Below are 24,321 nucleotides of genomic sequence, written 5' to 3'. Positions count from 1 at the left end.
GTCGAACCGGTCAGGGCCCCGCCTCGCGCGCCCTCAGGACTTCCCGCGGTCAGCCGCAGGAGCCCCCGCAGCTGCAGGGGCCGCCCGACTGGCAGCCGCATCCGCAGCCGGGGCCGCATCCGCAGGCCCCCACCAGGGGCAGGTGCCGGGCGTGCGAAGGTGTGGCCGGCGGCTGCTCGGCCGTGGTCCGGGGCGATTCGGGGGAGTCGGCCATCGTGCCCTCCTCGGCAGGGACAGTCATGGACAGGACATGACACGGCCCCATTGCACGCCGGACAGGCACCGGCGCATCAAGGGCGCGCGGTTGCACGCGTGGCCGACCACCGGCGCCGTGCGCGGGAACGGTTCCGCACCGTCCCGCGCACGCGCCTGATCAGCGGCTCTCGCCGGAGGCGGCTGCCTCGTCCGAGGAGGCGGTCGTGTCGGAGCCGCCCGCCCCGCTGCCCCCGCCGCCCTCGGCGCCGCCGGTGGCGGCCGCCAGCGCGGGGTCGATCTCGTCCGCGTAGTCGCCGGTCACCAGGTAGACGACCCGGCGGGCCACGGACACGGCGTGGTCGGCGAACCGCTCGTAGTAGCGGCCCAGCAGGGTGACGTCCACGGCGGTCTCGATGCCGTGCTTCCAGCGGTCGTCCATCAGGTGCTGGAAGAGGGTGCGGTGCAGCAGGTCCATGGCGTCGTCGTCCTGCTCCAGCTGCATCGCCAGGTCGACGTCCTTGGTGATGATGACCTCGGCGGCCTTCGCCATCAGCCGCTGTGCCAGCTGTCCCATCTCCAGCAGTGTCGCCTGCAGGTCCTGGGGGACGGCGGACTCGGGGAAGCGCAGCCTGGCGACCTTCGCCACATGCTGCGCCAGGTCACCGGAGCGCTCCAGGTCGGCGCTCATCCTCAGCGAGGTGACGACGATCCGCAGATCGGTGGCGACCGGCTGTTGCCGGGCGAGCAGCTGTATCGCCCGGGTCTCCAGGTCCCGCTGGAGGTCGTCGACCTTCTCGTCGGCGGCGATGACGCTCTCGGCGAGCTTGAGGTCCGCGTCCAGCATCGCCGTGGTGGCGCGCCCGATCGCGGAGCCGACGAGCCTGGCCATCTCGACCAGGCTGTCCCCGATCGAGTCCAGCTCCTCGTGGTACGCGTCCCGCATGGCTGTCCTTCCCTACGCATGGATGTTCTCGTGAGGCGCACGGCCCCAATCGTTTCTGCTGGGGCGCTGCGGCCCCGGTCGTGCTGGTGGGAGCGCTCGAGCCCCTACGATCCCACGGTGCGCCCGAAATGCGACCGGTTCCGCCCCCCACGGTGAACCGAAGGCGCCCTGAGGGTTAACACTGGGCGACAGCTCTTTCGGTCGCCCCCTCCAGGACTGGGGCACTGTCGTAAGAGGCGCATAACCTGGCTGTATGGACGTTAATGCGGCGGTCGCCGCGGCAGCAGCGATCGCCGGTGTGTGCACCGGCGTGATCGCGATGCTGGCGTTCCGGTGGAGCGAGCGGGAGCAGGCCCGCCCCACCCGCACCTCCCTGCACACCGAGCCGGGGCTGCCCCCGGGCGTCGACACCGTCCTGTCGGTGCTCCGCTCCTCAGCCGTGGTGCTGGACGAGAGCGATGCCGTCGTCAAGGCCAGCTCCGCCGCCTACGCGCTGGGTCTGGTGCGCGGCGGCAAGCTCGCCGTGGAGCCTATGCTGCAGATGGCCAGGGACACCAGGCGGGACGGGGAGATACGGCAGGTCGAGTTGGACCTGCCCCGGCGCGGTACGGGGCGGGGTGATGCCCTCGCGGTTTCCGCGCGGGTGGCCCCACTCGGCTCCCGGCTGGTGCTCCTGCTGGTGGAGGACCTGACGGAGGCCCGCAGGATCGAGGCGGTGCGGCGCGACTTCGTCGCCAACGTCAGCCATGAGCTCAAGACCCCCGTCGGCGCGCTCTCCCTCCTCTCGGAGGCGGTGCTGGACGCCTCCGAGGACCCGGAGGCGGTGGAACGCTTCGCCGGCCGGATGCAGAACGAGGCCACTCGGCTGACCAATCTCGTCCAGGAACTGATCGACCTGTCCCGGGTGCAGAACGACGACCCGCTGGAGGACTCCGAGTCGGTCAGGGTGGACGAACTGGTGAACGAGGCGATAGAGCGAAGCCGGCAGAGCGCCGACAGCAAACAGATCACCCTTCTCGCGGGCGGTACGGAGGGCCTGCACGTATGGGGCAACCGCGGCCAGCTCGCCGCGGCCCTCGGCAACCTCGTGGAGAACGCCGTCAACTACTCACCCGCCCGCACCCGCGTCAAGGTCGCGGGACGCCTCACCCAGGCCCCGGGCGGCGATCTGATCGAGATCGCCGTAACCGACCAGGGCATCGGCATCTCCGACCGGGACAAGGAGCGCATCTTCGAGCGGTTCTACCGCGTCGATCCGGCCAGATCCCGGGCCACCGGAGGCACCGGGCTGGGTTTGTCCATCGTCAAGCACGTGGCCGCCTCGCACGGCGGGGAGGTCACCGTATGGAGCGCCGAGGGACAGGGCTCCACCTTCACCCTGCGGCTGCCCGAGGCGGGCAGCGCACGGGAGCAGGCCGCGTCCGACAAGGCCGACCGGCTCGGCCGGAACGGCCTGTCCGGCGCACTGCAGGAACCGGCCGCCTTCGACGAGGAAGAGCGGCCGTATGTCGATCAGGCTGATGAACAACTTTCCGCCCCGGAGGTCCTCCCGTGACCCGAGTGCTCGTCGTCGAGGACGAGGAATCGTTCAGCGACGCACTGTCGTACATGCTCCGTAAGGAAGGCTTCGAGGTCGCCGTGGCGGCCACGGGTCCCGAGGGGCTCGACGAGTTCGAACGCAACGGCGCCGACCTGGTGCTGCTCGATCTGATGCTGCCGGGGCTGCCCGGCACGGAGGTCTGCCGCCAGCTGCGCGGCCGCTCCAACGTCCCGGTGATCATGGTGACGGCCAAGGACAGCGAGATCGACAAGGTTGTCGGCCTGGAGATAGGCGCAGACGACTACGTCACCAAGCCGTTCTCCTCCCGGGAACTGGTCGCCCGGGTCCGCGCCGTGCTGCGCCGCCGCGGCGAGCCGGAGGAGGTCGTGCCCGCGGCGCTGGAGGCGGGTCCGGTCCGGATGGACGTGGACCGGCACGTGGTCACGGTCGGCGGGGGCAAGGTCGACCTGCCGCTCAAGGAGTTCGACCTGCTGGAGATGCTGCTGCGCAACGCCGGCCGGGTGCTGACCCGGATGCAGCTGATCGACCGGGTCTGGGGCGCGGACTACGTCGGCGACACCAAGACCCTCGACGTGCACGTCAAGCGGCTCCGCGCCAAGATCGAGCCCGACCCGGGCGCGCCCCGCTATCTGGTGACGGTGCGCGGCCTCGGCTACAAGTTCGAGCCGTAAACCCGAACGCCCCGTGAGGGGCGCCCCGCCAGGGGCGCGGGGAACTGCGCGCCCAGCCGAGGCGCGGCCGCAGTCGGCGACGTGCAACCAGCCGAAACGGCGAGAGGCCACATCCCCGCGCGGGGATGTGGCCTCTCGCCGTAGGACTTGATGCGGAGTCCCGGGTGCGACCGGTCGAGGGCCGCTGGGGGTACCTCCCGGCCGGAGGCTGGGGGAGCAGCAGTTCCCCGCGCCCCTTCGGAGCGACTCAGTGCCCGGCGTGCTCCTCCTGGGCGCTCGGCGTGCCGGCCGACGAGGACGAGTCGGCCTCACCCGGCTTCGCGGAATCGGAGGTCGAGGGCGAGCCGGAGGGCGAGGCAGTGCTGGAGGCACCCGGCTCAGGAGCCCGGCGGGACGGTGACGGCGACGAGCTGGGGCCGACCGTCTCGTAGGCGCCCTTGGCCGGGACGACCGTCGCGCGCAGCTTGACCGCGCCGGTGCGGCTGAGGTCGAAGGTGAGCGGCTGCGCGTCGCCGTCCTCGATGCCCGTCTTCTCCGCGTCGGCGAACACCGCGGAGGCCTTGCCCTTGCCGCCCAGCGCCAGTGAGCCGCCGGCCGGTACGACCAGCTTCTTCTCGCCCTTCGCGGGGCTCAGTTCGGCGCGGGCGCCCTTGGTGCGGATGCCCTTGAGGACCTGGTCCTTCTCGCCGTCGTTGAAGATCCGCGCCGTGACGGTCGCCTCGTCGGAACCCGTGGTTCCGGTGACGACGTTGGCGTTCTGGATCTCGATGACCCCGACGTGCGTCGCCGCGTTGTCGGGCTTGATCTCCAGAGTCTGCGCGTCGTTCCCGGCGCCGCAGGCGGTCAGCGAGACGGCGGCGAGCGCGAGGGTGGTGGCGGCGAGGGTGCCGCGACGAAGGCTGCTGCTCACGGCGGCGGCAACTCCTAGGCGAGCTATGGCGGCGGCACGCTCCTCAGGCGCGTGCCGGTCGCAGTACGGATGGGCTTTCGCGTGCGCGCTCAGGTTACCGACAGCCTGTGGACGCCCCGCACCCGACCCTCCGACCCGGACATCCGACCCGGACCGCCGACCGGGACCGTCGACCGGGGCCGCCGACCCGGACCGCCGACCGGGGCCGCCGACCACCACCGGCCCGGGCCGGTGGTGGAGGCCGTCGCCCTTGCCCGTCCCTCTGCCCGCCGGGCGCCGACGCGAGTCTGCCCGTCTGCCCCTCTGCCCGTCGGCCCGTCGGCCCGTCGGCCCGTCTGCGCGTCCGTACACCGTCGAATAGTGTCGGCCGGAGCACGGGTGACCTCCGTACGAGCGATTCCACGGGAATGCGAGAGGTTGATGAAGAATTGATCAACAGCCTCTTGTGCGGCCATTGATCAATTCTTGGGAAAGCGGGAAGGTGTGGTGAAGACGCCACTCCCTACGATCAGACAAATCGGTCAAAGCGGACGTGTCGTAACCCTCTTCCGGGGGCGCCCTCGTGGTGTTTCCAGGGGTGGGCAGAACCGCTCTCACCTGCGAATACCCGCTTGCATTGGCTGGTCGATGCACGATAGAGGGCCGCTTGTCAAGCCCCGAGATATGCCCTGACCTGCGAAAACGCCATTCAGAAGACGTCGTTCCCGTGTTACCCTGGATAGCCACGGAAGGGGTACCTGACACATGACGTTCAAGGTTGGCGACACCGTGGTCTATCCCCATCACGGGGCCGCGCTGATCGAGGCTATCGAAACTCGCCAGATCAAAGGCGTGGACAAGACCTACTTGGTTCTGAAGGTCGCGCAGGGCGATTTGACCGTTCGTGTACCCGCGGACAATGCGGAGTTCGTAGGCGTGCGCGACGTCGTTGGTTCGGACGGGCTGGACAGGGTCTTCGAGGTGCTCCGCGCGCCGTATGCCGAGGAGCCGACCAACTGGTCCCGCCGCTACAAGGCAAATCTCGAAAAGCTTGCGTCCGGCGACGTGATCAAGGTTGCCGAGGTCGTGCGTGACCTGTGGCGCCGTGAGCGTGAACGCGGCCTGTCCGCCGGTGAGAAGCGGATGCTGGCCAAGGCCCGTCAGATCCTGGTGAGCGAGCTGGCTCTGGCGGAGAACACGAACGAGGACAAGGCCGAGGCGTTGCTCGACGAGGTTCTCGCTTCCTGACACTCGATCTGCCCCACGATGCCGCGGTGCCCGGATGACATCAGTCGTCACCGGGCGCTGCGGCATGTTCGGCAGCATGTCCGGCTTTCGGCACCGGCTACGGCGATCCTGCCGGCCCCCGGTGATCCGCGGTCCTCGATGCCGTTGATCGTTGCGGGGGCCCGTCCGGTCGTGCAGGGTCGTGCAGGTATGCGTGCCGGGCCAGGGCAGCCGGCTCGACCGATGGTCACGGAAGGGTTCGGTCGAGTGGTTGCGCCCGGCACTCCCCCCAACCTATGGCCGGGGGTACCCCCAGGCCATACCCACCCCGGCTGAGGACACAAACCCTGAACGCGCTACCGATGTCAATCGATTCCACAGACTTCGCCCCATCCGGGGACCGGCGGCCCTCCGGTGACGCCGGCCCCCGCACCGCCGTCGTCATCCCCGCCGCCGGCAAGGGCGTACGCCTCGGCCCCGGAGCGCCCAAGGCGCTGCGCGAGCTGGGTGGTACACCGATGCTGGTCCACGCCGTTCGGGCCACAGCGCGGGCGCGCGCCGTCGAACTCGTCGTCGTGGTCGCGCCCTCCGACGGAGCACCCGCCGTCCGCACGCTGCTGGACGAGCACGGACTGCCCGAGGTCGCCGTCGTACCCGGCGGCGAGACCCGCCAGGACTCCGTGCGCCTCGGTCTCGCGGCGCTCCCCGACACCGTCGAGACGGTGCTCGTGCACGACGCGGCGCGCCCGCTCGTTCCGGACGAGACGGTGGACGCCGTCGCGCGGACCGTCCGTGCGGGTGCGCCCGCCGTGGTGCCGGCGCTGCCCGTCACGGACACCGTCAAGCAGGTGGAGCCCCGCACCGATGGGGAGCCCGAGCCGGTCACCGGCACCCCCGACCGCGCCCGGCTGCGTGCCGTACAGACCCCGCAGGGGTTCGCCCGCAAGGTGCTCGCCGAGGCGCACGCCCGGCTGGCGGCGCGGGGCGAGGGAGCCACGGACGACGCGGGCATGGTCGAGCGGCTCGGCGTCGAGGTGGTCGTCGTCCCCGGTCATGAGGAGGCGTTCAAGGTGACCCGCCCGCTCGACCTCGTCCTCGCGGAGGCCGTGCTGGCCAGGAGGAGGGCGCACGATGCGTACTGACGGCGTCGACCGGCCCTCCTCCGCCGATCAACCGCCCGCCGCTGCCCCGCCCCCGTCCCTGCCTCTGGTCGGGATCGGCACCGATGTGCACGCGTTCGAGGAAGGGCGCGAGTTGTGGTGCGGCGGGCTGCTGTGGGAGGGCGAGCGGTATGGACTCGCCGGGCACTCCGACGGCGACGTGGCGGCGCACGCGGCGTGCGACGCGCTCTTCTCCGCCGCCGGACTCGGGGACCTGGGCGCCCACTTCGGCACGGCCCGGCCCGAGTGGTCCGGCGCCTCGGGCGTCGCGCTGCTCACCGAGGCGGCCCGCATCGTGCGTGCGGCGGGGTACGAGATCGGCAATGTGGCCGTGCAGGTGATCGGCGTCCGCCCCAAGGTCGGCAAGCGGCGCGCGGAGGCCATGAAGGCGTTGTCGGACGCCGTCGGCGCTCCGGTCTCCCTCTCGGGTACCACCACCGACGGCCTCGGTCTGACCGGTCGCGGCGAGGGACTGGCGGCCGTCGCCACGGCCCTGGTGCTCCCGCACCGTTAGCAGCGGGGCCGCCTGTACGGGTAGCAGCGGAGCCGCCTCCACGCAGAGGAGCCCTGGGCTGCACTCCCTTCCCAGTTGCGCATCGTTCGCAGTTACAGTTGAGGCGATGTCCTACCTCCTGCGTACCGCCGCGCCCGCCGATGTCGAGGCCGCGCGCAGCGTCATGCTCGACACCGTCTACGGCGATCTGCGGTCCGGCTACGTGCCGCGCTGGCACCGGGACATCATCGATATCGAGGCCACGTATCTGCGCCCGCCGCGCCGCACCCTCCTCGTCGCCGTCGACGAGGCGAGCGGCGAGGTCGTCGCGACGGGCGCGGTCCGCGACCAGGGGCCGCAGGCGCCGCCGAATCCGCCGTGGGTCGCCGAGCGGTTCCCCTCCGGGAGTACGGCGCAGCTGTGCAGGATCTATGTGCGCTCGACCCACCGGCGGCTGGGCATCGCCCGTGCGATGGTGCGGGAGCTGTCGGCTTTCGTGGCGGAGGCGGGCGGCTACGAGGCGATCTATCTGCACACCGATCCCACCGTGCCCGGCGCCGAGCCGTTCTGGCGGGCCATGGCGACGGTCGTCTGCGACGAGCGCGAACTGCCGGGCGGCGGCCAGGGCATCGTCCACTTCTCGTTGCCGGTCCCGGCGCCGTCGGCGGCCCGCTCCACCGTGTCGGCGGGCTCGCTGACCGCGACCGTTTGTTGAAAATCGCTTTCAGATAGAGTCCGAGTCATGCCCCAGATACGCCACGCCCGCACCGCGGGCGCCTCCCGCCCCCGCAGCGCCCTGGCCGCTGTCGCGCTCCTGACCACGGGCGCGCTCACCCTCACCGCGTGCGGTGGCGGCTCCGGTGGCGGCTCGGGCGAGCGGCTGCGGGTCTCCATGGCGTTCCCGCCCGCCCAGTCGATGTCCCCGTACGGGGACGACGCCGTGCTGCTCAGCCGGCTCTCCGTGATCGAGGGCCTGACCAAGCTGGACACCTCCGGGGAGGCCGAGTCGGCGCTGGCGACCTCCTGGAAGCCCTCCGACGGCGGGCGCACCTGGACGTTCCAGCTGCGCAAGGCCCGCTTCCAGGACGGGCGGAAGGTGACGGCCGACGCGGTCGTCCGCTCGATCGAGGAGGCCACGAAGGCCTCGCCCGAGCCCCGGGTGCTCAGCGACGCGGGCGAGCTCAGCGCGAAGGCGAAGGACGCGGACACGGTCGCCGTCACCAGCAGCGAGCCGGACACGCTGCTGCCCCAGCGGCTGGCCAACCCCTCCCTCGCCGTGCTCTCCCCCGAGGCGTACGGCCGGGGCGAGGGGGCCGACAAGGGCGGCAAGGTGACCGTCGCCGGGCACGCCACCGGGCCGTTCACCCTCACCGAGGTCGACGGGGCGGTCAGCGCCACACTTGAGCGCAACGACGACTACTGGGGCGGCAAGGCGAAGGCCGCCGGGGTGGATGTGACGTTCACCGCGAACGGCACCACCCGCGCCAACGCGCTGCGGTCGGGCAGCACGGACATCGCCGAGTACGTCCCCGTCTCGCAGGCCTCCGTGCTGAAGAAGGGTCAGATCGAGGCGGTGCCCACCGCCCGCACCAACAGCCTCTACATGAACACCGGGCGCGGACCGCTCAAGGACCCGCGTCTGCGGGCGGCGGTCCGTTCGGCCATCGACAGCAAGGCGCTGATCAAGAGCGTGTACGAGGGGTACGCGGACGAGCCCGAGGGGCTGCTCGGGCCGGGCGTGAAGTGGGCCGACGAACTGCGTGTCCCCGTCACGGGCCGGGCGAAGCCCGCGACCGAGGCGCAGGTGAAGAAGGCGCCGACCCTCACGCTCGCCACCTACACCAACCGCCCCGAGCTGCCCGAGGTCGTCACCGCCCTCCAGCAGCAGTTCGAGCAGGCGGGCTTCCGGGTCAAGCAGGTCGTACGCGACTACGCGCGGATGGAGGCCGACGCGCTCGCCGGCAAGTACGACATCTTCGTCCAGGCCCGCAACACCCTGCTGGACACCGGCGACCCGGTCTCGTACCTGGAGTCCGACTTCACCTGCAAGGGCTCCTTCAACATGTCGCAGCTGTGCGACCAGGCCGTGGACAAGGCCGTCGACAAGGCGGCGGGCACCGGGCCCACGGCCGGGCGGCAGCGCGCCGAGATGGCGGCCGAGGCGAAGATCCTGCGTACCGACGCCGTGGTGCCGCTGCTGCACGAGCGCTTCATCCAGGGCGTCGCCGACGACATCGAGGGCGTCTCCCTCGACCCGATGGAGCGCACCCTGGTCACCGCCGACACCCACCGCGAGTGAGCGGAACGCCGTCCTCCCCCAGCCTCCGGCCGGGAGGTGCCCCCAGGCTGCCGGTACTGGCGGGACGGCTCCTCTCGGCGCTGGGGGTGCTGCTCGTCGTCGGGCTGCTGCCCTGGCTGACCGGCACCGACCCGGCGCGCACGATCCTGCACGCCCGCTACGCCGACCGCGAGGCCTCGCCCGCCGCACTGGCGGCCATCCGGCAGGAGACCGGGCTGGACGCGGGGCCGCTGCGGCTGCTCGCCGACTGGGCCTGGGGCCTGCTGCGCGGCGACTTCGGCACCTCGTGGGTCTCCGGCCGGCCGGTCGGCCCCGATGTGCTCTCCGCGCTCGGCGTCTCCCTCACTCTGATGGGCGTCTCGCTCGTCGTCGCCGTCCTGCTCGCGATGGTCCTCAGCATGCGCACCCTGCGTACGGGGGCGCGCGGGCCGGGGCGCCGGACGCCGCGCGCACGCGCCGGGGCGCTCGGCGCGGTACTCGCCGCGCTGCCGGAATTCCTGCTGGCCGCCGTCCTCGCGACGGTCTTCGCGGTACGCCTCGGCTGGTTCCCCCCGCTGGGCTGGGGCGGCGACCAGGCGGTCGGCGCCGCCGTGCTGCCCGCTCTCGCCATGGGCATCCCCGCGGGCGCCCTGCTGGGGCGGCTGCTGGACGACGCGCTGCCGGGCGCCTTCGCCGAGGAGTGGGTGCGCACCGCCGTCGCCTGCGGGCTGCCGCCCGCGCGGATCGCCGGATACGCGCTGCGGCGCGTACTGCCGCCGCTGCTGCCGCAGTTCGGCTTCGTCGTCATCGGCCTCACCGGTGGCGCCGTCGCCGTGGAGACCCTCTTCTCCATTCCCGGCCTCGGCGGCACCGCCCTGGCGGCGGCGCTCGCACAGGACCTGCCCGTGCTCCAGGCCTGCGTCCTGCTGCTGCTCACACTGGGACTGGCCGTGGGCGTCGCCGTGGGCGCCGCACGGCGTTCCCTGATCGGCCCCGCACTCGACGCGGCCGCGCTGCCGGCGCTGCGCCGGCCCCGACTGCCGCCGGGGCGCGCCCTGACCGGCTCGGCCTGCGCCCTGTCGGCGCTGCTGGTGGCGGTCGTGGCGTACGGGATGACGCGCGACCCGCTGCATGTGGACGCCGCCGCCCGGCTGGCCGCGCCGAGCGCCGCGCACCCGCTGGGCACCGACGCGCTCGGCCGCGACGTCCTCGCCCGGCTCGGCCACGGCGCCGCACGTACGGCCCTCACCTCGCTGGCGGTCGCGGCCGTCACCCTCGTCGTCGGCGTCGCCCTGGGCGTGCTGACCCGCTGGACCGAGGGCCTGCGCGAGGTTGTCAACGCCCTGCCGCCGGTCATCGCCGGGCTGGTCGTCGCGGGGATCGCCGGGCCCGGCGCCTTCGGGGCGGCCGCCGCCGTCGCCGTCGTCGCCTGGGCCCCACTGGCCGCGCACACCGCCGCGCTCTACGAGCAGGAGCGCGCCGCCACCCATGTCGAGGGCGCCGTCGCGCTGGGCGCCGGACGCGGGCATCTGCTGCGCCGGCACGTCCTGCCCGGCGTACTGCCCCCGGTCCTGCGCCACGCCGTGCTCCGTATTCCCGCGCTGGCCCTCGCCCTGGCCTCCCTCGGCTTCCTCGGGCTGGGCGCCGCCCCGCCCGCACCCGAGTGGGGCCGCATGCTCTCGGAGAACATGCCCTACGCCGAGCGCGCCCCCTGGGCCGTCCTCGCCCCCGCCGCGGGCCTGGCCGCCGTCGGCGTACTGGCCGTGACGACCGCGGCCCTCGCCCCCGCGGCCCGCCGGAAACCCGCAACCCGGCGCGGACCCGGAACCCACCGGACCCACCCGCGCCGGGAGCCGCCTTCGCGCCGGGAGCCGCCTTGGCGCCGGGAGCCGCGATGAGGCGTGACCGGGTGGCCCGGCGCGGCGGCGGACGGCTGCGCCCGTCCCTCGGCACGCCCTCCGACATACGGGCCCTGCCGCCGTTCGTGCGGCTGCTGGCGGCGACACAGCTCGCGTTCAACGTGGGTTTCTTCGCCGTGCTGCCCTATCTGGCCGCGCATCTGGGCGGAGCCCTGGAGATGGGCGGCTGGCTGGTCGGACTGGTGCTGGGGCTGCGGACCTTCAGCCAGCAGGGGCTGTTCGTCGTCGGGGGAGCGCTCACCGACCGGTGGGGGCCGCGCCCGCTCGTAGTGGCCGGGTGCCTGCTGCGCATCGCCGGGTTCGTCTGGCTCGGGTACGCGCAGCAGACGGGCTCCGTCATCGCCGCCGTGCTGTGTGTGGGGTTCGCGGCGGCACTGTTCTCGCCCGCCGTCGAGTCGGAGACGGCCCGCCAGGCCGTCCGCCACGAGCAGGCCACCGGGCACCCCCGTGCCCGTACCCTCGCGGTCTTCTCCGCCGCCGGCCAGGCGGGGGCCTTCCTCGGCCCGCTGCTGGGCTCCCTGCTCCTGCTCGCCGACTTCCGTACCGCCTGTCTGGCGGGTGCGGCCGTCTTCGTCGCCGTCCTGGCGGGGCACTGGCGCTGGATGCCGCGCGAGCGGCCGGAGGCGGTACGGCGCGGGCCGGACGAGCGGGGCGGCGCCGTGCGCGAGACCGCCCGCAACGGTCCCTTCCTGCTGCTGTGCCTCGCCTACGGCGGCTACCTGCTCGCCTACAACCAGCTCTATCTGGCGCTGCCCGAAGAGGTGGTGAGGGCCACCGGTTCGCAGGCGGCGCTCGGCTGGCTGTTCGCGCTCTCCTCGCTGCTGGTCGTCTGCGCGCAGCTGCCCGTCACCCGGGCGGCCGGGGCGCGGATGGGGCACCGCACCGCACTCTGCGCCGGGCTGGGTGTGGTGGCTGCCGGTTTCCTCCTGGTGGCCGCGTTCGCGCCGGTCGCCCCGACGGGCGTGGTCGGCCTGGTCCCGGCCGCCGGTTACGTCCTGGCCCTCACCTTCGGCCAGATGCTGACCGTGCCGGCCGCCCGTGCCCTGGTGACCGAACTGGTGCCCGAGCGGCGGCTCGGCTTCAGCATGGGCGCCCTCTCCTCCCTCGCGGGCGCCGTGGTGCTTGCAGGCAGCGCCGCGACGGGCGCCCTGCTCGGTACGGGGGCGGCACCCGCCGCCGTCTGGTCGGTGCTGGCCTGCGTGCCGCTGCTGGGCGCCGCGGCGGGCCGCGCGATACGGGTACGAAGCGGCACGGACACCACGCGGCCTGGTGTCTGACGGGCCGGGCGCCGAGCAGTCGCGGAACAGGCGGCCGGGTGCCGGACGGCCGGGCGCGAAACCGTCCGGTCCGGCGGTGCGGGACGCATGGCGCGGCCGGTGCGTGGGATACCGTCCGGGGCAGGCGAGACCCGACGCACGGCGCCGGGACGAGACGAGAGGAGCCGCTTCCGTGGCAGACCAGGTGCTCTCCGACGAACTCAAGAAGGTCCTCGACGGCAAGGTCTTCATCGCCGTCGCCACCATCCAGCCCGACGGCAGCCCGCAGGTGTCGCCGGTGTGGGTGAAGCGCGACGGCGAGGACGTGCTGTTCTCCACCACCGTCGACCGCCGCAAGACGAAGAACCTCAGGCGCGACCCCCGGGTGACCGTACTGGTGCAGCCGGCCGAGGAGCCGTACACCTACGCCGAACTGCGTGGCACCGCCTCCCTGAGCAGTGAGGGCGCCCAGGAGCTGATCGACGAGCTGTCGCGCAAGTACACCGGAAAGAGCTACGCCGAGTTCAACCCCGCCTCGGACCAGGACGCCGAGCGCGTCGTCGTCCGCGTCACCGTCGACAAGGTCACCGGCCGGCTCTGAGCGGCCCCGCTCCGTCGGTCGCGAACGGCCCCGGCCCCCGGTCGCGAACGGCCCCGGCCCCCGGCCCCGCACCCGTCCCGCCCCCGCTCTGTCGGCCAGGGCACGGCGGGGCCCGGTGGGCTACTACCCTTGACCGCGTGACTCTTCGCCTGTACGACACCAGCGCCCGGCAGATCCGCGATTTCAGCCCGCTCGAACCCGGCTGCGTCTCGATCTACCTGTGCGGTGCCACCGTGCAGGCGGCCCCGCACATCGGGCACATCCGCTCCGGGCTGAACTTCGACATCATGCGTCGCTGGTTCCTCCACCGCGGCTACGACGTGACGTTCATCCGTAACGTCACCGACATCGACGACAAGATCATCACCAAGTCCGGCGAGCAGGGCCGCCCCTGGTGGGCGATCGGCTACGAGAACGAGCGCGCCTTCAACGCCGCCTACGAGGCGCTCGGTTGCCTGCCGCCCACCTACGAGCCGCGCGCCACCGGCCACATCCCCGAGATGGTCGAGATGATGCGGGTCCTGATCGACCGCGGGCACGCCTACGCCGCCGACGGCAACGTCTACTTCGACGTCCGCTCCTACGGCGACTACCTCGCCCTGTCCAACCAGGAGCTCGACAACCTCCTCCAGCCCGCAGGCGAGGGCGAGACCGGCAAGCGGGACCCGCGCGACTTCGCCATGTGGAAGGCCGCCAAGCCCGGTGAGCCCGCCTGGGAGACCCCCTTCGGGCCCGGCCGCCCCGGCTGGCACCTGGAGTGCTCCGCGATGGCGCACAAGTACCTCGGCCGCGTCTTCGACATCCACGGCGGCGGCGTCGACCTCGTCTTCCCGCACCACGAGAACGAGATCGCCCAGTCCCGCGCCTTCGGCGACGACTTCGCCCGCTACTGGGCCCACAACGCCTGGGTCACCATGAGCGGCGAGAAGATGAGCAAATCGCTGGGCAACTCGGTGCTGGTCAGCGAGATGGTCAAGCAGTGGCGCCCGCTCGTGCTGCGCTACTACCTGGGCGGCCCGCACTACCGCTCCACCATCGAGTACAGCCCCGCCTCGCTGCGCGAGGCCGAGTCCGCCTTCGGCCGCATCGAGGGCTTCCTGCAGCGCGCCGTCGAGCAGGCGGGCCAGGTGGCGCCCGCGGAACGGGTGCCGGACGCGTTCGCCGAGGCCATGGACGACGACTTCGCGGTGCCGCAGGCACTGGCCGTCGTCCATACGACGGTGCGCCAGGGCAACGCCGCGCTGGGGGACGGCGACGACACCGCGGTGGCGACGGCTCTCGCCGAGGTCCGCGCCATGCTCGGTGTGCTGGGGATGGACCCCCTGGACGCCACCTGGTCCGGCGGCGCCCCGGCCGGCGGCGCCGACCTGCACTCCGTCGTGGACTCGCTGGTCGGGCTGGTGCTGGAGCAGCGGCAGGCCGCCCGGGCGCGCAAGGACTACGCGACGGCGGACGCCATCCGTGACGAGCTCAAGCGCGCCGGTCTGACGATCGAGGACACCCCCACCGGCCCCCGCTGGGAGCTCGGCGCCGAGTGACGCGAGCACCCCTGCCCGCCGGTGGGCCGTTCCCTCCGGACGGGCAGGGGCCCGGCACCGGTACCGGTACCGTTGTAAAGCCGTACGTACATCCGACCACTCCGACGAACGACAGGCCGAAGGCCGAAGGCCGCAGCCGGACGACAGCCGAAGCCAGGCCGCAGAAAGCAAGGTAGGTGCCCAGATGCCCGGTAAGAAGAAGGGGCCGCAGGTCGGCAGCGGCGGCAACCGCCGCCGCGGCCTGGCGGGCAAGGGCCCGACGCCGCCCGCCGAGATGCGCAAGGGCCACGCCAAACAGCGTGCCGCGCAGGCCAAGGCGCGCCGCGCCCAGACCCGCCCGCAGCGCGGCAAGGGCACCTCGGAGCTGGTCGTGGGCCGCAACTCCGTCGTCGAAGCCCTCCGCGAGGGCGTGCCAGCCAACGCCCTCTACGTCCAGCAGTTCATCGACAACGACGAGCGCGTCCGCGAGGCGGTCCGCGTCGCGGGTGAGCGCGGCGGCATCCGGCTGGTCGAGGCCCCCAGGCCCGAGCTGGACCGGATGACAAACGGCCTCAACCACCAGGGCGTCGTGCTCCAGGTCCCGCCGTACGAGTACGCGCACCCCGAGGACCTGGCCAACGCCGCCTTCGACGACGGCGAGGACCCGCTCATCGTCGCGCTGGACGGGGTGACCGACCCGCGGAACCTGGGCGCTGTCGTGCGCTCCGTCTCCGCGTTCGGCGGGCACGGTGTGGTCGTACCGGAGCGGCGGGCGGCTGGAATGACGGCCGGCGCGTGGAAGACGTCCGCCGGTACGGCGGCGCGCACGCCGGTGGCGCGCGCCACCAACCTCACCCGTGCGCTGGAGGGGTACCAGAAGGCGGGACTGACGGTGATCGGGCTCGCCGCCGACGGCGAGGTGGAGCTCGGCGATGTCGCCGCGCTCGACGGTCCGCTCGTGGTGGTCGTCGGCAGCGAGGGCAAGGGCCTGTCGCGGCTGGTCGGCGAGACCTGTGACCTGAGGGTTCGGATCCCGATGCCGGGCGGCGCCGAGTCGCTGAACGCGGGCGTCGCCGCGGGCGTCGTCCTCTACGAGGCGGCGCGGCGACGCGCGTGAGGCGGGGCTGAACCGCGGCCCGCGGCGGCGCCCGGGACGCGGCCGGTCCGGCTCCGGTTGATCACTTGACGGGCCTCGGACAGATCGGCGGCTCCGTGGCAGTGTCCTAACCGTCCGTCACTCGGTTAGATGAGTGTGGACACCAGAACACCCCGCGCACCCGGCGCTTCGGGCCGCGGCTCCGGGCACAGCCCAGCGGGAAGCCCACGCGGTTTCTTCGACGACGAACCGGTGCTGAGCACGGTCAAGGTCCCGTCCGACCCCGCCGAGGTGGTCGTCAACCACGCGAGTTTCCGAGTGCGGCTCGGCGCGGCGTCCGCCGCCTCGGCCACGCCGCCCACCGCGGCCGGGCCGACCCCGCCGTCCGCCGCCTCCTCGCCCACGGGCGCATACGCCGCCCTCTCGCCGGCCACCGCCGCCGCACCGCCCGCGCCCACCTGGCCGGGAACGCAGGCCGGCTCCGCCGCGGGGACCTCCGTCGAAGCCGGGGTTGCCGCGAGCCCCGCGCCCGCCGGGACGTCCGCATCCGCCGGTACCTCGGCACCCGCCGGGCGCGAGGCGGCGGCGTTCGAGGACACCGAGCCCCTTCCCGTCGCGGCCGGCGGCAGCGCCTCGGCCGCGACCCGCCGCACCGGCTCAGCCCGGACCGGGCGCCGCACCCCCGTGGTGTGGAGCGGCGGCCGCGAGCCGGACGACACGGGCGCCACGAAGCTGATCCAGGCCGCCCGCACCGCAGGCCTCGTCGGCTTCGAAGGCGGTACCGCCACCGCCGAGTCCGACCCCTCCGCCACCCAGACCCTGCCCCGCGTCACGGGCCCCGGCGGCCCCGGTCGCGCCGGGACCGGGACCGGGGCCGGTGCCTCCGGAAGCGGCCCCGCCACCGTGGTCGGCCCGCCCCGCGGCCCGCAGCCGTCCGAGAGCGGCCGGCCCGTGCCGCCGCGGCCCGAACCACCGCGCCCGGAGCCGCTGTTGAAGGGCGTACGCCCGGCGCGAGGCGCGTTCGACGAGGACACCGGCGAACTCGAAGCACTCGAGCAGGACACCGGAGATCTGGCGACGGTCGCCTACCGCGGCGACGCTCCCTACCGGCCGGGCGACGGCCACCCCGACCACGACGGCCACCCCGACCACGACGGCCACCTCGACCACGACGGCCACCACCGCCACTTCCGCCACCAGGACCCGGAGGACTACGAGGGGTACGGGAGCTACGCGGGACACGGGGCCGACGACGGCGCGGTGGACTCCGAGGGCCGACGCCGCCGCGAGACCGTACGGCACGCGTACTACCCGGGGCGCCGGATGAACCTCGGCGTCGTCCTGCTCCCGCTGCGGCTCTTCCTGGGCTTCATCACCGTCTACGCCGGCATGGGCAAGCTGTGCGATCCCGTCTACTTCGACGGCGGCGAACGCGGCTCCATGGTCACCTGGCTGCGTTCCCTGGACCCGTGGACGATCGCCTCCCCACTGCGGGACTTCGCCCTCGCGCACCCGGTCGGGGCCGGCCTGACGGTGGCCTTCCTCCAGGTGATCGTCGGCGTGCTGACCATGTTCGGGCTGTGGCAGCGGGTCGCGGCGGGCGTCGGCGCACTGCTGTCGGCGGCACTGCTGATGACGGTCAGTTGGAGCAGCGTCCCCGCCTACGAGGCGCCGGACATCATCTACCTCGCCGCCTGGAGCCCACTGATCATCGCGGGCGCCCCCGTCTACTCCGTCGACGGGCGGCTGGCCGGCGAGGCCTGGCGCAAACTCGGCCCCCGCGTCGAACTACGGGACCTGCGCCGCCGCGTACTGCGCCGGGGCACCGTCATCGCCACGGTCGTCGTCGGCCTCGCCCTGCTCATCGGATCGCTGCTGGGCAGCGCCGTCCGCTCCTCCCAGCCGACCACGGCCCCCGAGCGCGGCAAGACGCCCACCAACCGGCTGCCGGGCTCCCCGATGCCGCAGTCACCGGGACAGTCCTCGTCCGGCCAGGAGACCCAGGGCCCGGCCGGTTCCGAAGGACGGCGCGGCGACGCCGACCGGCGCGGCAAGGACGGCCGCCCCTCCGCGAACGAGACCGAGCCGGGCGAGGGCCGGGCCACCAGCGGCCCCGAGTCCACCCCCAGCCAGGGCCGGACGCAGGGCGCCGACCAGGGCGGCCCGCAGGGCGCCACGACGCCGGGCCGGCAGCAGGGCACCACGGCGCCCCCGGCCCAGCAGCAGCCCGAGCAGCAGCCGCAGGCCACCACCGGCGGCAGCACCGGCTCCCGCTCGGGCCTCTCCCACGACTCCGCCACCACGGGCGGCGGTTCGTCCGGCTCCGGCGGCGGCACGTCCTCGTCCGGCGGCGGCAGCGGCGGACGAGGCGCGCTGGGCGGCCTGTTGGGACGCTGAACCGCCCGCACAGCACCGGACGCGGCTGAACCGCGGACAAAGGCCTTCGGCTCCCCGGGAAAGGGGAGCCGAAGGCCTTTCCACGTGCCTTGGGGGCGGCCTCAGCGGGGGTTGCCGTCCGCGAGTTCCTTGGCTGCTTCGCGGAGATCCTTGGCGGTGTCGATGGCCCGCCAGTACGACCCCTGGGGAAGTGGGAAGCCGGCGAGGGCTCGCTCCCGGGCGAGACGCGGGAAGGTGGTGCGCTCGTGGTCCCCGCGCTCGGGCAGCAGCCCGGCGAACCGCGGGGAGAAGACGTAGACACCCGCGTTGATCAGATACGGGGAGGGCGGCGCCTCGATGAAGTCGAGGACATGGCCGAACGCGTCGGTCTCCACGGCGCCCCAGGGGATACGCGGACGGGCCAGCGCCAGCGTGGCGGTGGCGTCCCGCTCGCCGTGGAAGGCGGCCATCTCGCGCAACGAGAAGCGGGTCCAGATGTCGCCGTTCGTGGCGTACCACGGCTCGTCCGCGCGCGGCAGGGAGCGCGCCGCGAACTTGAGTCCGCCGCCGCGCCCCAGCGGCTCGCGCTCGATCACCGTCGTGACGCGGCAGGGGAGTTCGGCCTTGGCGAGCCACTCGTCGAGCACTTCGGCGAGATGGCCGCAGGAGACGACGACATCGGTGACGCCCTCGGCCGCGAGCCAGGCCAGCTGGTGACCGATGATCGGTACGCCGGTACCCGGGATCTCCACCATCGGCTTGGGACGGTCGTCGGTGTACGGCCGCAGCCGTGATCCCTGTCCACCGGCAAGGATCACGGCCTGGGTCGGGTGCTGGGTCATGTGCCGCAGCCTATGCGTGCGGGGCGCACGCCGGGCGTCGCGCCCCGGATTCCAGCTGTCTTCGCGCCGTACGCACGGACTCCGGCGGCCCGCCCGAAGCCTCGGGCGCCCGCGATGTCCGGCTCGGGCTGCTGCCTTCAGCTCAGTTGCGCGACTCCGGACGCGAAGGACGTGTCGCAGACGGGCCGCGAGAAGCGCTGGGCGCGCTGGGCACCGTACTTGTGGACGGCTGCCTTGCCGAGCGCCCGCGCGATCGAGACGCAGTGGCGGGCCAGGGACGGCTTGCGGGTGATCGCGCGCTGCAGACTGGTCAGCGCCACCCCCGGGTCCTGCTCCTGGAGTTCGGCGATGAGCCGGTCGCGGAGCACGTCCTTCGGGGCGCGGTGCGTCGCCGGCCCGGCAGGCGTCGAGGCGTCGGGCGCCGACGCCTTGTGCGCCGAGGAGGCGAGAACCGGCGAGTCCGCGGGCGCTGGCGCCCACGGGACATGTGTGACGGCGAGAGTCCCGGACAGGACGAGTACGACCGGGAGGACAAGGGCGAGGGATCGGCCGATACGGCGGGCTGCGTGGTTCACGACCGTGATGGTAGCGAGCGGTAGTGATTTGGCGACATTTGGTCACCACATCGAGGGACGCGGAAAGTGGGTTGTTCGAGCGATACCCCACGGAAGAGGGAACGGGACGGTGATGCGGCGTGCGGCACGCGGTATGCGGCGTCCGGCCTCCGGCGTGCGGCATCCCCGTACGGCGAAGGGCCGTGACGGGGATGCCGTCACGGCCCTTTGTCGCTCACTGCACCCTCCCGGGGGTGCCGCCGGGGTCAGTCGCTGAGGCGCTCGCCGGAGGAGGTGGAGAAGACATGGCTCTCGCCGCCCTGCGGCACCACGTGGATGGTGCTGCCCTTCTCCGGGACGCTGCGGCCCGGAACGCGGACCACCAGGTCGCGCTTCTCACCGCCGACCTCGGCGGTGCCGTAGACGTAGCCGTCGGCGCCCAGTTCCTCCACGACGTTCACCGTGACCGGGACGCCGGCCTTCTCGTCCTTGGACAGCGCCTTGCCGTCGCCGTCCCCGTCCACGATGTCGAAGTGCTCGGGGCGGACGCCGACCGTGACCGTCTTGTCACCCTTGTCCACGGCAGCGGTCAGAGCCTCCCGCTCGACCGGCACCACGCTGTTGCCGAACTTCACGCCACCGTCGGTGATCGGGACCTCGATCAGGTTCATGGCCGGGGAGCCGATGAAGCCCGCGACGAACAGGTTGGCCGGGCGGTCGTACATCTTGCGGGGGCTGTCGACCTGCTGAAGCAGCCCGTCCTTGAGCACGGCCACACGGTCGCCCATCGTCAGGGCCTCGACCTGGTCGTGGGTGACGTACACGGTGGTGATGCCGAGCCGACGCTGCAGGCTGGCGATCTCGGTACGGGTCTGGACGCGGAGCTTGGCGTCCAGGTTGGACAGCGGCTCGTCCATCAGGAAGACCTGCGGCTCCCGGACGATGGCCCGGCCCATCGCGACCCGCTGCCGCTGACCACCGGAGAGCGCCTTGGGCTTGCGGTCCAGGTACTTGGTCAGGTCCAGGATCTTCGCCGCGTCCTCGACCTTCTTGCGGATCTCGGTCTTCGGCACACCCGCGATCTTCAGGGCGAAGCCCATGTTGTCGGCCACGGTCATGTGCGGATACAGCGCGTAGTTCTGGAAGACCATCGCGATGTCCCGGTCCTTCGGCGGAAGGTGGGTCACATCCCGGTCACCGATGCGTATGTTGCCCTCGTTCACGTCCTCCAGCCCCGCGAGCATCCGCAGCGAGGTGGACTTACCGCAACCGGAGGGACCGACGAGAACGAGGAATTCCCCGTCCGCGATCTCGATGTCGAGCTTGTCGACGGCGGGGCTGTCGGCGCCCGGGTACACCCGGGTCGCCTGGTCGTAGGTGACCGTGGCCATGTTCTCTTCTCCTTCACCGGCAGGTACGTGCCGGACGATCCGTCGTAAAGGGAGGTGGTCCACCGCGTGAACCTGGCGAGACGCTAGCCCCTCCCCGCCCGTTTGTCAGTAGCCCCAGACATCACGATCCAGCTCCCAGGTACACTGCACGAGCGACGACACCCCGCCGCCTTAGCTCAGCTGGTTAGAGCATCTGTCTTGTAAACAGAAGGTCGTCGGTTCGAATCCGACAGGCGGCTCCGCAGGTCAGAGGCCCCTTCCAAAGTTTTGGGAGGGGCCTCTGACGTTGCCGTGACATCAGTTCTGACATCAACGGCCACGGGGAAGATCAGACGCGGGCGGGAACGCCGCTCGCTCCGTCATCGTCGTCGCCCTCGTTGATGTCACGCAGGGCATCGCCCACGCGGTCGAAGGCAGACCGCTGGGAGTCGAGCCGGACGAAGGTGTAGATGTCCATCGTCACGCGGATCGAACTGTGTCCCAGGACTTCCATGATCATGCGGGCGTCAGCGCCCTGCTCGTGGAGGAGCGATGCGCAGGTGTGCCGGAGATCATGGAAGCGGACACGGCGTACCTTGGCCCGGTCGCACAGCGCCGTGAAAGACCGGTTGAGGTTGCGCGGTTCGATGGGGGTCCCCTTCTTCGTCGTGAAGACCAGATCGCTTCCTGCGTCCTTCCACTCGTCGCCAGCCGCACGCCGGTCGCCCTGCTGCTCTGCACGGCGTGCGCGGAGTGCTGTCAGGCACTCGGCAGGCAGCGCCACCCGTCGCGCCGATCGTTGAGTCTTCGGGAGGCCGATGAAGAGTTCGCCGCCGACGCGCTGAAGTGTCTGCCGGACCGTGAGCACTCCCGCGTCCAGGTCTACGTCCTGCCAGCGCAAGCCGAGGACTTCCCCGCGCCGGAGACCGACGCGCACGGCGAGTTCGTACGCGGCCCACAGCCGGTCGCCCCGCGCGGCGGCCAGGAGCTTCTGCCCCTCCTGCACTGTCAGCGGCTCTATCTCGCGCATCGTGCCCATGCCCAGCTCCACATTCTTGGCGACGTTCCGGGGGATCTCGTCTTCGCGCACGGCGTGCTGAAGCGCTGTCCGGAGGAGCGCCAGCAGGATGCGGACCGTTCTGTCTGACGGAAACTGCTGGCAGCACCGGCCAAGGGCGCAACAATGCTGCTTGGTCCTGGGACGGGCCTTGTCCTTGCCCTGGGCGCAGCACTGGCAGGTTTGGGCTGTCTTCAGGAGAAAGGCCCGGATGTCGCGGGCGGACAGACGCCCGAGCTTCTTCTTGCCGAGGCCCGGCGCGATGTAGTTGCGCACCCAGGACTCGTAGTTGACGTAGGTGGTTTTGCGGACCTTGACCTTGGCCACGTGGGTGAGCCAGTACGTCATGTACTCGCCGAGCGTCATCTTGCTGGCGGCTACCGGCAGACCGTTCAGGGAGTCGGCTTTGAGGCGGGTGAGCTTTTCGTGTGCGTCCTCCCAGCTACTCCCGTAGACGAAGCGACGCTTGTACGTCCCGTCGGAGGTCAGGACGTAGGCGGCTCCCTGCCAACGGCCATCCCTGCGCTGCACGATGGTGCCTTCGCCGTTGACGTTCCTCTTGGCCTTGGCCATCAGGCAGCCTCTCGTTCGGTCTGTCGTGCGATGTAGTCGTGCAGTGCGGACTCGGCGATGCGGCGGCAGCGGCCGATGGTGAAGGAGGCCAGTTCGCGGGAGCGGATCAGGTTGTAGACCGTCCATCGGCTCACTTGGAGCCGGGTGGCGACTTGGTCCACGTTGAGCAGTCCGGTGGTCACAGCCATGGGTCTCCTTCCGTCTTGCGGCGTTGGTCTTCGTCTCGGGCAAGAGCGATGTCGTGGCGGACCTGGGCGGCGATGAGTTCTTCGCCGGGGCTGTAGCCGGAGGCCAGGTACTTCCAGTGGGAGACGACGAGGGTGGTTTCCTCGCTCGATTCCTGGGCCGCGCCGGCTGGTTGTGCCCGTTCCATCCGCCAGGCACGGCGGACGTCGCGGAGGGCGCCGAGGGTGGTGGAGTAGCGGCGGGATTTGCTGGAGAAGTGGCCCCGGAAGCCGAGCATGTGTGCCCAGCGCCAGAGCTTGAGGTCCGCGAATTCCGGCAGGTGGCCGAGGGCCCAGGCGGTGCGGATCATCTGGCGCGCGTGGCGGTGCACGGGCAGAGAGGCGATGCGTTCGCTCTGTCCCGTGCCGTCGCAGTCGTCGCACAGGTCGCGGAAGCCGTCCGGGCCGGTGACGTAGCCGTGTCCGGTGCAGTGGCAGCAGCGCAACGGCCGGTCGACGGTGCCGGAGGCTTCAGCGCTCTTGGTGGCGTACTTGGCGACGTAGGCGGCAACTTTCTGATCGGTCAGTTCTCCCTCTCCGAGAGCTGCGATCTCCCGGATGTCGAGCTGAGTGCCCCAGCGCAGTTCGCGTTCTCCGATTGCGTCGGAAGAGACCGTGAGTGCGGAGCGTTCCGCTGCGCTTGTGATGGCGCGGGTGAGTGCGTCGAGGGTTGCCCACGTCGGCGGAGCGTCGGTGTGCCCGTCGGGGCCGTCGAGGCGGACCACTGCGTGGAAGTGGACCAGGCCGCGCTTCTGGTACTCGGCGACTTTGGCGAAGGAGACCCGCAGCCGGGCGTTCAGCGCCTTCTGCGTCATGCCCAGGTGGGCGGCCAGGTCACGGCGCAGGTAGGTCGTGAAGCGGGCCCAGAGAGCTCCCGCGTGTGCGTTCCAGAGCACGGCGCCGGAGTAGTCGTAGGTGGCCGGGTCCAGCGGTGTGCCCAGCTCTGGGGCATCCGTGGTGTGGACGGTGCCGCAGCGGCAGGGCAGGGCCTTGCCCGCGTCGGTGGCGCGGCGGTTGTGCACCGGCCCGAAGGAGGGGGCGGTGAGGGTGGCGAAGACGCGGGGGTGTTCGCGAACAGTCTCGGGCACGGCCTTGCCGCCGGACAGCCCGGCCTTGATCAGGTGGTAGGTGTCGGCCGCGTAGAGGCGTGAGCAGGACGGGCAGCGGGAGGCGCGGCGGTTACCGCAGGCGGTCAGTAGGCGTCCGGTCGGTTCGTCGGCCGTCGAGTACGAGCGCAGAACGGTGCGGGTGTCGGCGTCGAGAGTGGCCGTTCCGCCGACGAGGTTGACCGGGTGGGTACAGCCGCGGACTTGGCGGATCTGGTCCTGTACTCGGTCGAAGTCCGGCCGTTGGGCGAAGCCGATGAGGTCCCGAAGGGCCTGGCTCGCCACGTGGCGCAGAGACGGACGGTCGTGCACGGGAAGATGCGTCCTTTCAGGAAGGGCCCTGGGCGACACCAGGGGAGGGCAGGGGCGGCCCAGGGCATGACGGACCGTGCCCGGCCGGGCAGTGGAGGAGA

General features: G+C 72.1%; 21 protein-coding genes and 1 tRNA gene. 14 read left to right on the top strand and 8 right to left on the bottom strand.

Features of this window, described 5'->3' with window-relative positions; translation table 11 throughout:
* Positions 1-373 precede the first annotated feature (373 nt).
* A complete protein-coding gene (phoU, locus tag KBY19_RS03390) occupies positions 374-1,138 on the bottom strand; it encodes a phosphate signaling complex protein PhoU (protein WP_247690548.1) in 765 nt (254 codons plus the stop codon).
* 253 nt (positions 1,139-1,391) lie between these two features.
* Between phoU and KBY19_RS03385 the strand changes: the two genes are divergently transcribed.
* Together KBY19_RS03385 and KBY19_RS03380 are read left to right on the top strand one after the other, a co-directional pair.
* Complete coding sequence (locus tag KBY19_RS03385) at positions 1,392-2,693, top strand: cell wall metabolism sensor histidine kinase WalK (RefSeq protein WP_099882328.1); 1,302 nt, start codon at positions 1,392-1,394, stop codon at positions 2,691-2,693.
* Positions 2,690-3,370, top strand: a complete 681-nt coding sequence (locus KBY19_RS03380; RefSeq protein WP_099882326.1) for a response regulator transcription factor — start codon at positions 2,690-2,692, stop codon at positions 3,368-3,370. Before KBY19_RS03385 ends, KBY19_RS03380 begins: the two co-directional genes overlap by 4 nt.
* Positions 3,371-3,617: 247 nt before the next feature.
* Here KBY19_RS03380 and KBY19_RS03375 read toward each other — a convergent pair whose 3' ends face one another.
* A complete protein-coding gene (locus tag KBY19_RS03375; protein ID WP_210965109.1) occupies positions 3,618-4,280 on the bottom strand; it encodes a DUF461 domain-containing protein in 663 nt (220 codons plus the stop codon).
* 744 nt (positions 4,281-5,024) lie between these two features.
* On the opposite strand from KBY19_RS03375, the gene KBY19_RS03370 reads away from it, so the two are divergent.
* From KBY19_RS03370 to KBY19_RS03320, 11 genes are all read left to right on the top strand, one after another.
* Positions 5,025-5,507 carry a CarD family transcriptional regulator gene (locus KBY19_RS03370; protein ID WP_016472332.1) on the top strand — a complete coding sequence of 161 codons (483 nt, stop codon included), beginning with the start codon at positions 5,025-5,027 and terminating at the stop codon, positions 5,505-5,507.
* A gap of 341 nt (positions 5,508-5,848) precedes the next feature.
* Positions 5,849-6,628: a 2-C-methyl-D-erythritol 4-phosphate cytidylyltransferase gene (gene ispD / locus KBY19_RS03365; protein WP_221505995.1), complete on the top strand. Its 780-nt coding sequence runs from the start codon at positions 5,849-5,851 to the stop codon at positions 6,626-6,628.
* Positions 6,618-7,160, top strand: coding sequence for a 2-C-methyl-D-erythritol 2,4-cyclodiphosphate synthase (gene ispF, locus KBY19_RS03360; protein WP_247690547.1), 543 nt, complete (start codon positions 6,618-6,620; stop codon positions 7,158-7,160). The genes ispD and ispF overlap by 11 nt, the downstream gene beginning before the upstream one ends.
* Positions 7,161-7,266: 106 nt before the next feature.
* Positions 7,267-7,854: a GNAT family N-acetyltransferase gene (locus KBY19_RS03355; protein ID WP_099882320.1), complete on the top strand. Its 588-nt coding sequence runs from the start codon at positions 7,267-7,269 to the stop codon at positions 7,852-7,854.
* Positions 7,855-7,881: 27 nt separating this feature from the next.
* Entirely contained in the window at positions 7,882-9,438 is a 1,557-nt protein-coding gene (locus tag KBY19_RS03350) for an ABC transporter substrate-binding protein (protein ID WP_210965108.1), read from the top strand.
* A gap of 47 nt (positions 9,439-9,485) precedes the next feature.
* Positions 9,486-11,315 (top strand): ABC transporter permease subunit, encoded by a 1,830-nt coding sequence (locus tag KBY19_RS03345; RefSeq protein ID WP_099886595.1) that lies wholly within the window; start codon positions 9,486-9,488, stop codon positions 11,313-11,315.
* Positions 11,312-12,613, top strand: coding sequence for an MFS transporter (locus KBY19_RS03340; RefSeq protein WP_210965107.1), 1,302 nt, complete (start codon positions 11,312-11,314; stop codon positions 12,611-12,613). Before KBY19_RS03345 ends, KBY19_RS03340 begins: the two co-directional genes overlap by 4 nt.
* Before the next feature lie 172 nt (positions 12,614-12,785).
* On the top strand, positions 12,786-13,193 hold the full coding sequence (locus tag KBY19_RS03335; protein WP_099882314.1) for a PPOX class F420-dependent oxidoreductase: 408 nt from the start codon (positions 12,786-12,788) through the stop codon (positions 13,191-13,193).
* Positions 13,194-13,330: 137 nt separating this feature from the next.
* Entirely contained in the window at positions 13,331-14,731 is a 1,401-nt protein-coding gene (gene cysS / locus KBY19_RS03330; protein WP_099882312.1) for a cysteine--tRNA ligase, read from the top strand.
* Between the two features lie 184 nt (positions 14,732-14,915).
* Positions 14,916-15,827: a 23S rRNA (guanosine(2251)-2'-O)-methyltransferase RlmB gene (rlmB, locus tag KBY19_RS03325; RefSeq protein WP_099882310.1), complete on the top strand. Its 912-nt coding sequence runs from the start codon at positions 14,916-14,918 to the stop codon at positions 15,825-15,827.
* Between the two features lie 129 nt (positions 15,828-15,956).
* Positions 15,957-18,203, top strand: a complete 2,247-nt coding sequence (locus KBY19_RS03320) for a DoxX family protein (RefSeq protein ID WP_210965106.1) — start codon at positions 15,957-15,959, stop codon at positions 18,201-18,203.
* Positions 18,204-18,304: 101 nt separating this feature from the next.
* Here the strand turns inward: KBY19_RS03320 and KBY19_RS03315 are convergent, their stop codons facing one another.
* The 3 genes from KBY19_RS03315 to KBY19_RS03305 form a co-directional block, all read right to left on the bottom strand.
* Positions 18,305-19,024, bottom strand: a complete 720-nt coding sequence (locus KBY19_RS03315; protein ID WP_099882306.1) for a nucleotidyltransferase family protein — start codon at positions 19,022-19,024, stop codon at positions 18,305-18,307.
* A gap of 137 nt (positions 19,025-19,161) precedes the next feature.
* Positions 19,162-19,599, bottom strand: coding sequence for a hypothetical protein (locus tag KBY19_RS03310; protein WP_099882304.1), 438 nt, complete (start codon positions 19,597-19,599; stop codon positions 19,162-19,164).
* Between the two features lie 245 nt (positions 19,600-19,844).
* Positions 19,845-20,969: an ABC transporter ATP-binding protein gene (locus tag KBY19_RS03305; RefSeq protein ID WP_099882302.1), complete on the bottom strand. Its 1,125-nt coding sequence runs from the start codon at positions 20,967-20,969 to the stop codon at positions 19,845-19,847.
* Between the two features lie 165 nt (positions 20,970-21,134).
* Between KBY19_RS03305 and KBY19_RS03300 the strand changes: the two genes are divergently transcribed.
* Positions 21,135-21,208, top strand: a tRNA-Thr gene (locus tag KBY19_RS03300).
* Between the two features lie 89 nt (positions 21,209-21,297).
* On the opposite strand, the gene KBY19_RS03295 is transcribed toward KBY19_RS03300, so the two are convergent.
* From KBY19_RS03295 to KBY19_RS03285, 3 genes are read right to left on the bottom strand one after another with little or no spacing between them, the layout of a single operon-like run.
* Entirely contained in the window at positions 21,298-22,578 is a 1,281-nt protein-coding gene (locus tag KBY19_RS03295) for a site-specific integrase (protein WP_210965105.1), read from the bottom strand.
* Positions 22,578-22,766 carry a helix-turn-helix domain-containing protein gene (locus tag KBY19_RS03290; protein ID WP_210957522.1) on the bottom strand — a complete coding sequence of 63 codons (189 nt, stop codon included), beginning with the start codon at positions 22,764-22,766 and terminating at the stop codon, positions 22,578-22,580. Before KBY19_RS03290 ends, KBY19_RS03295 begins: the two co-directional genes overlap by 1 nt.
* Entirely contained in the window at positions 22,757-24,220 is a 1,464-nt protein-coding gene (locus KBY19_RS03285) for a replication initiator (protein ID WP_210965104.1), read from the bottom strand. The genes KBY19_RS03290 and KBY19_RS03285 overlap by 10 nt, the downstream gene beginning before the upstream one ends.
* Positions 24,221-24,321: the final 101 nt, after the last annotated feature.

Origin of the sequence: Streptomyces sp. B15, assembly GCF_018070605.1 — a bacterium.
GTDB classification, from domain to species: domain Bacteria; phylum Actinomycetota; class Actinomycetes; order Streptomycetales; family Streptomycetaceae; genus Streptomyces; species Streptomyces smyrnaeus.
The sequence above is the reverse complement of the archived record's forward strand: the minus strand, read 5'-3'. Positions and strand labels throughout refer to the sequence as shown.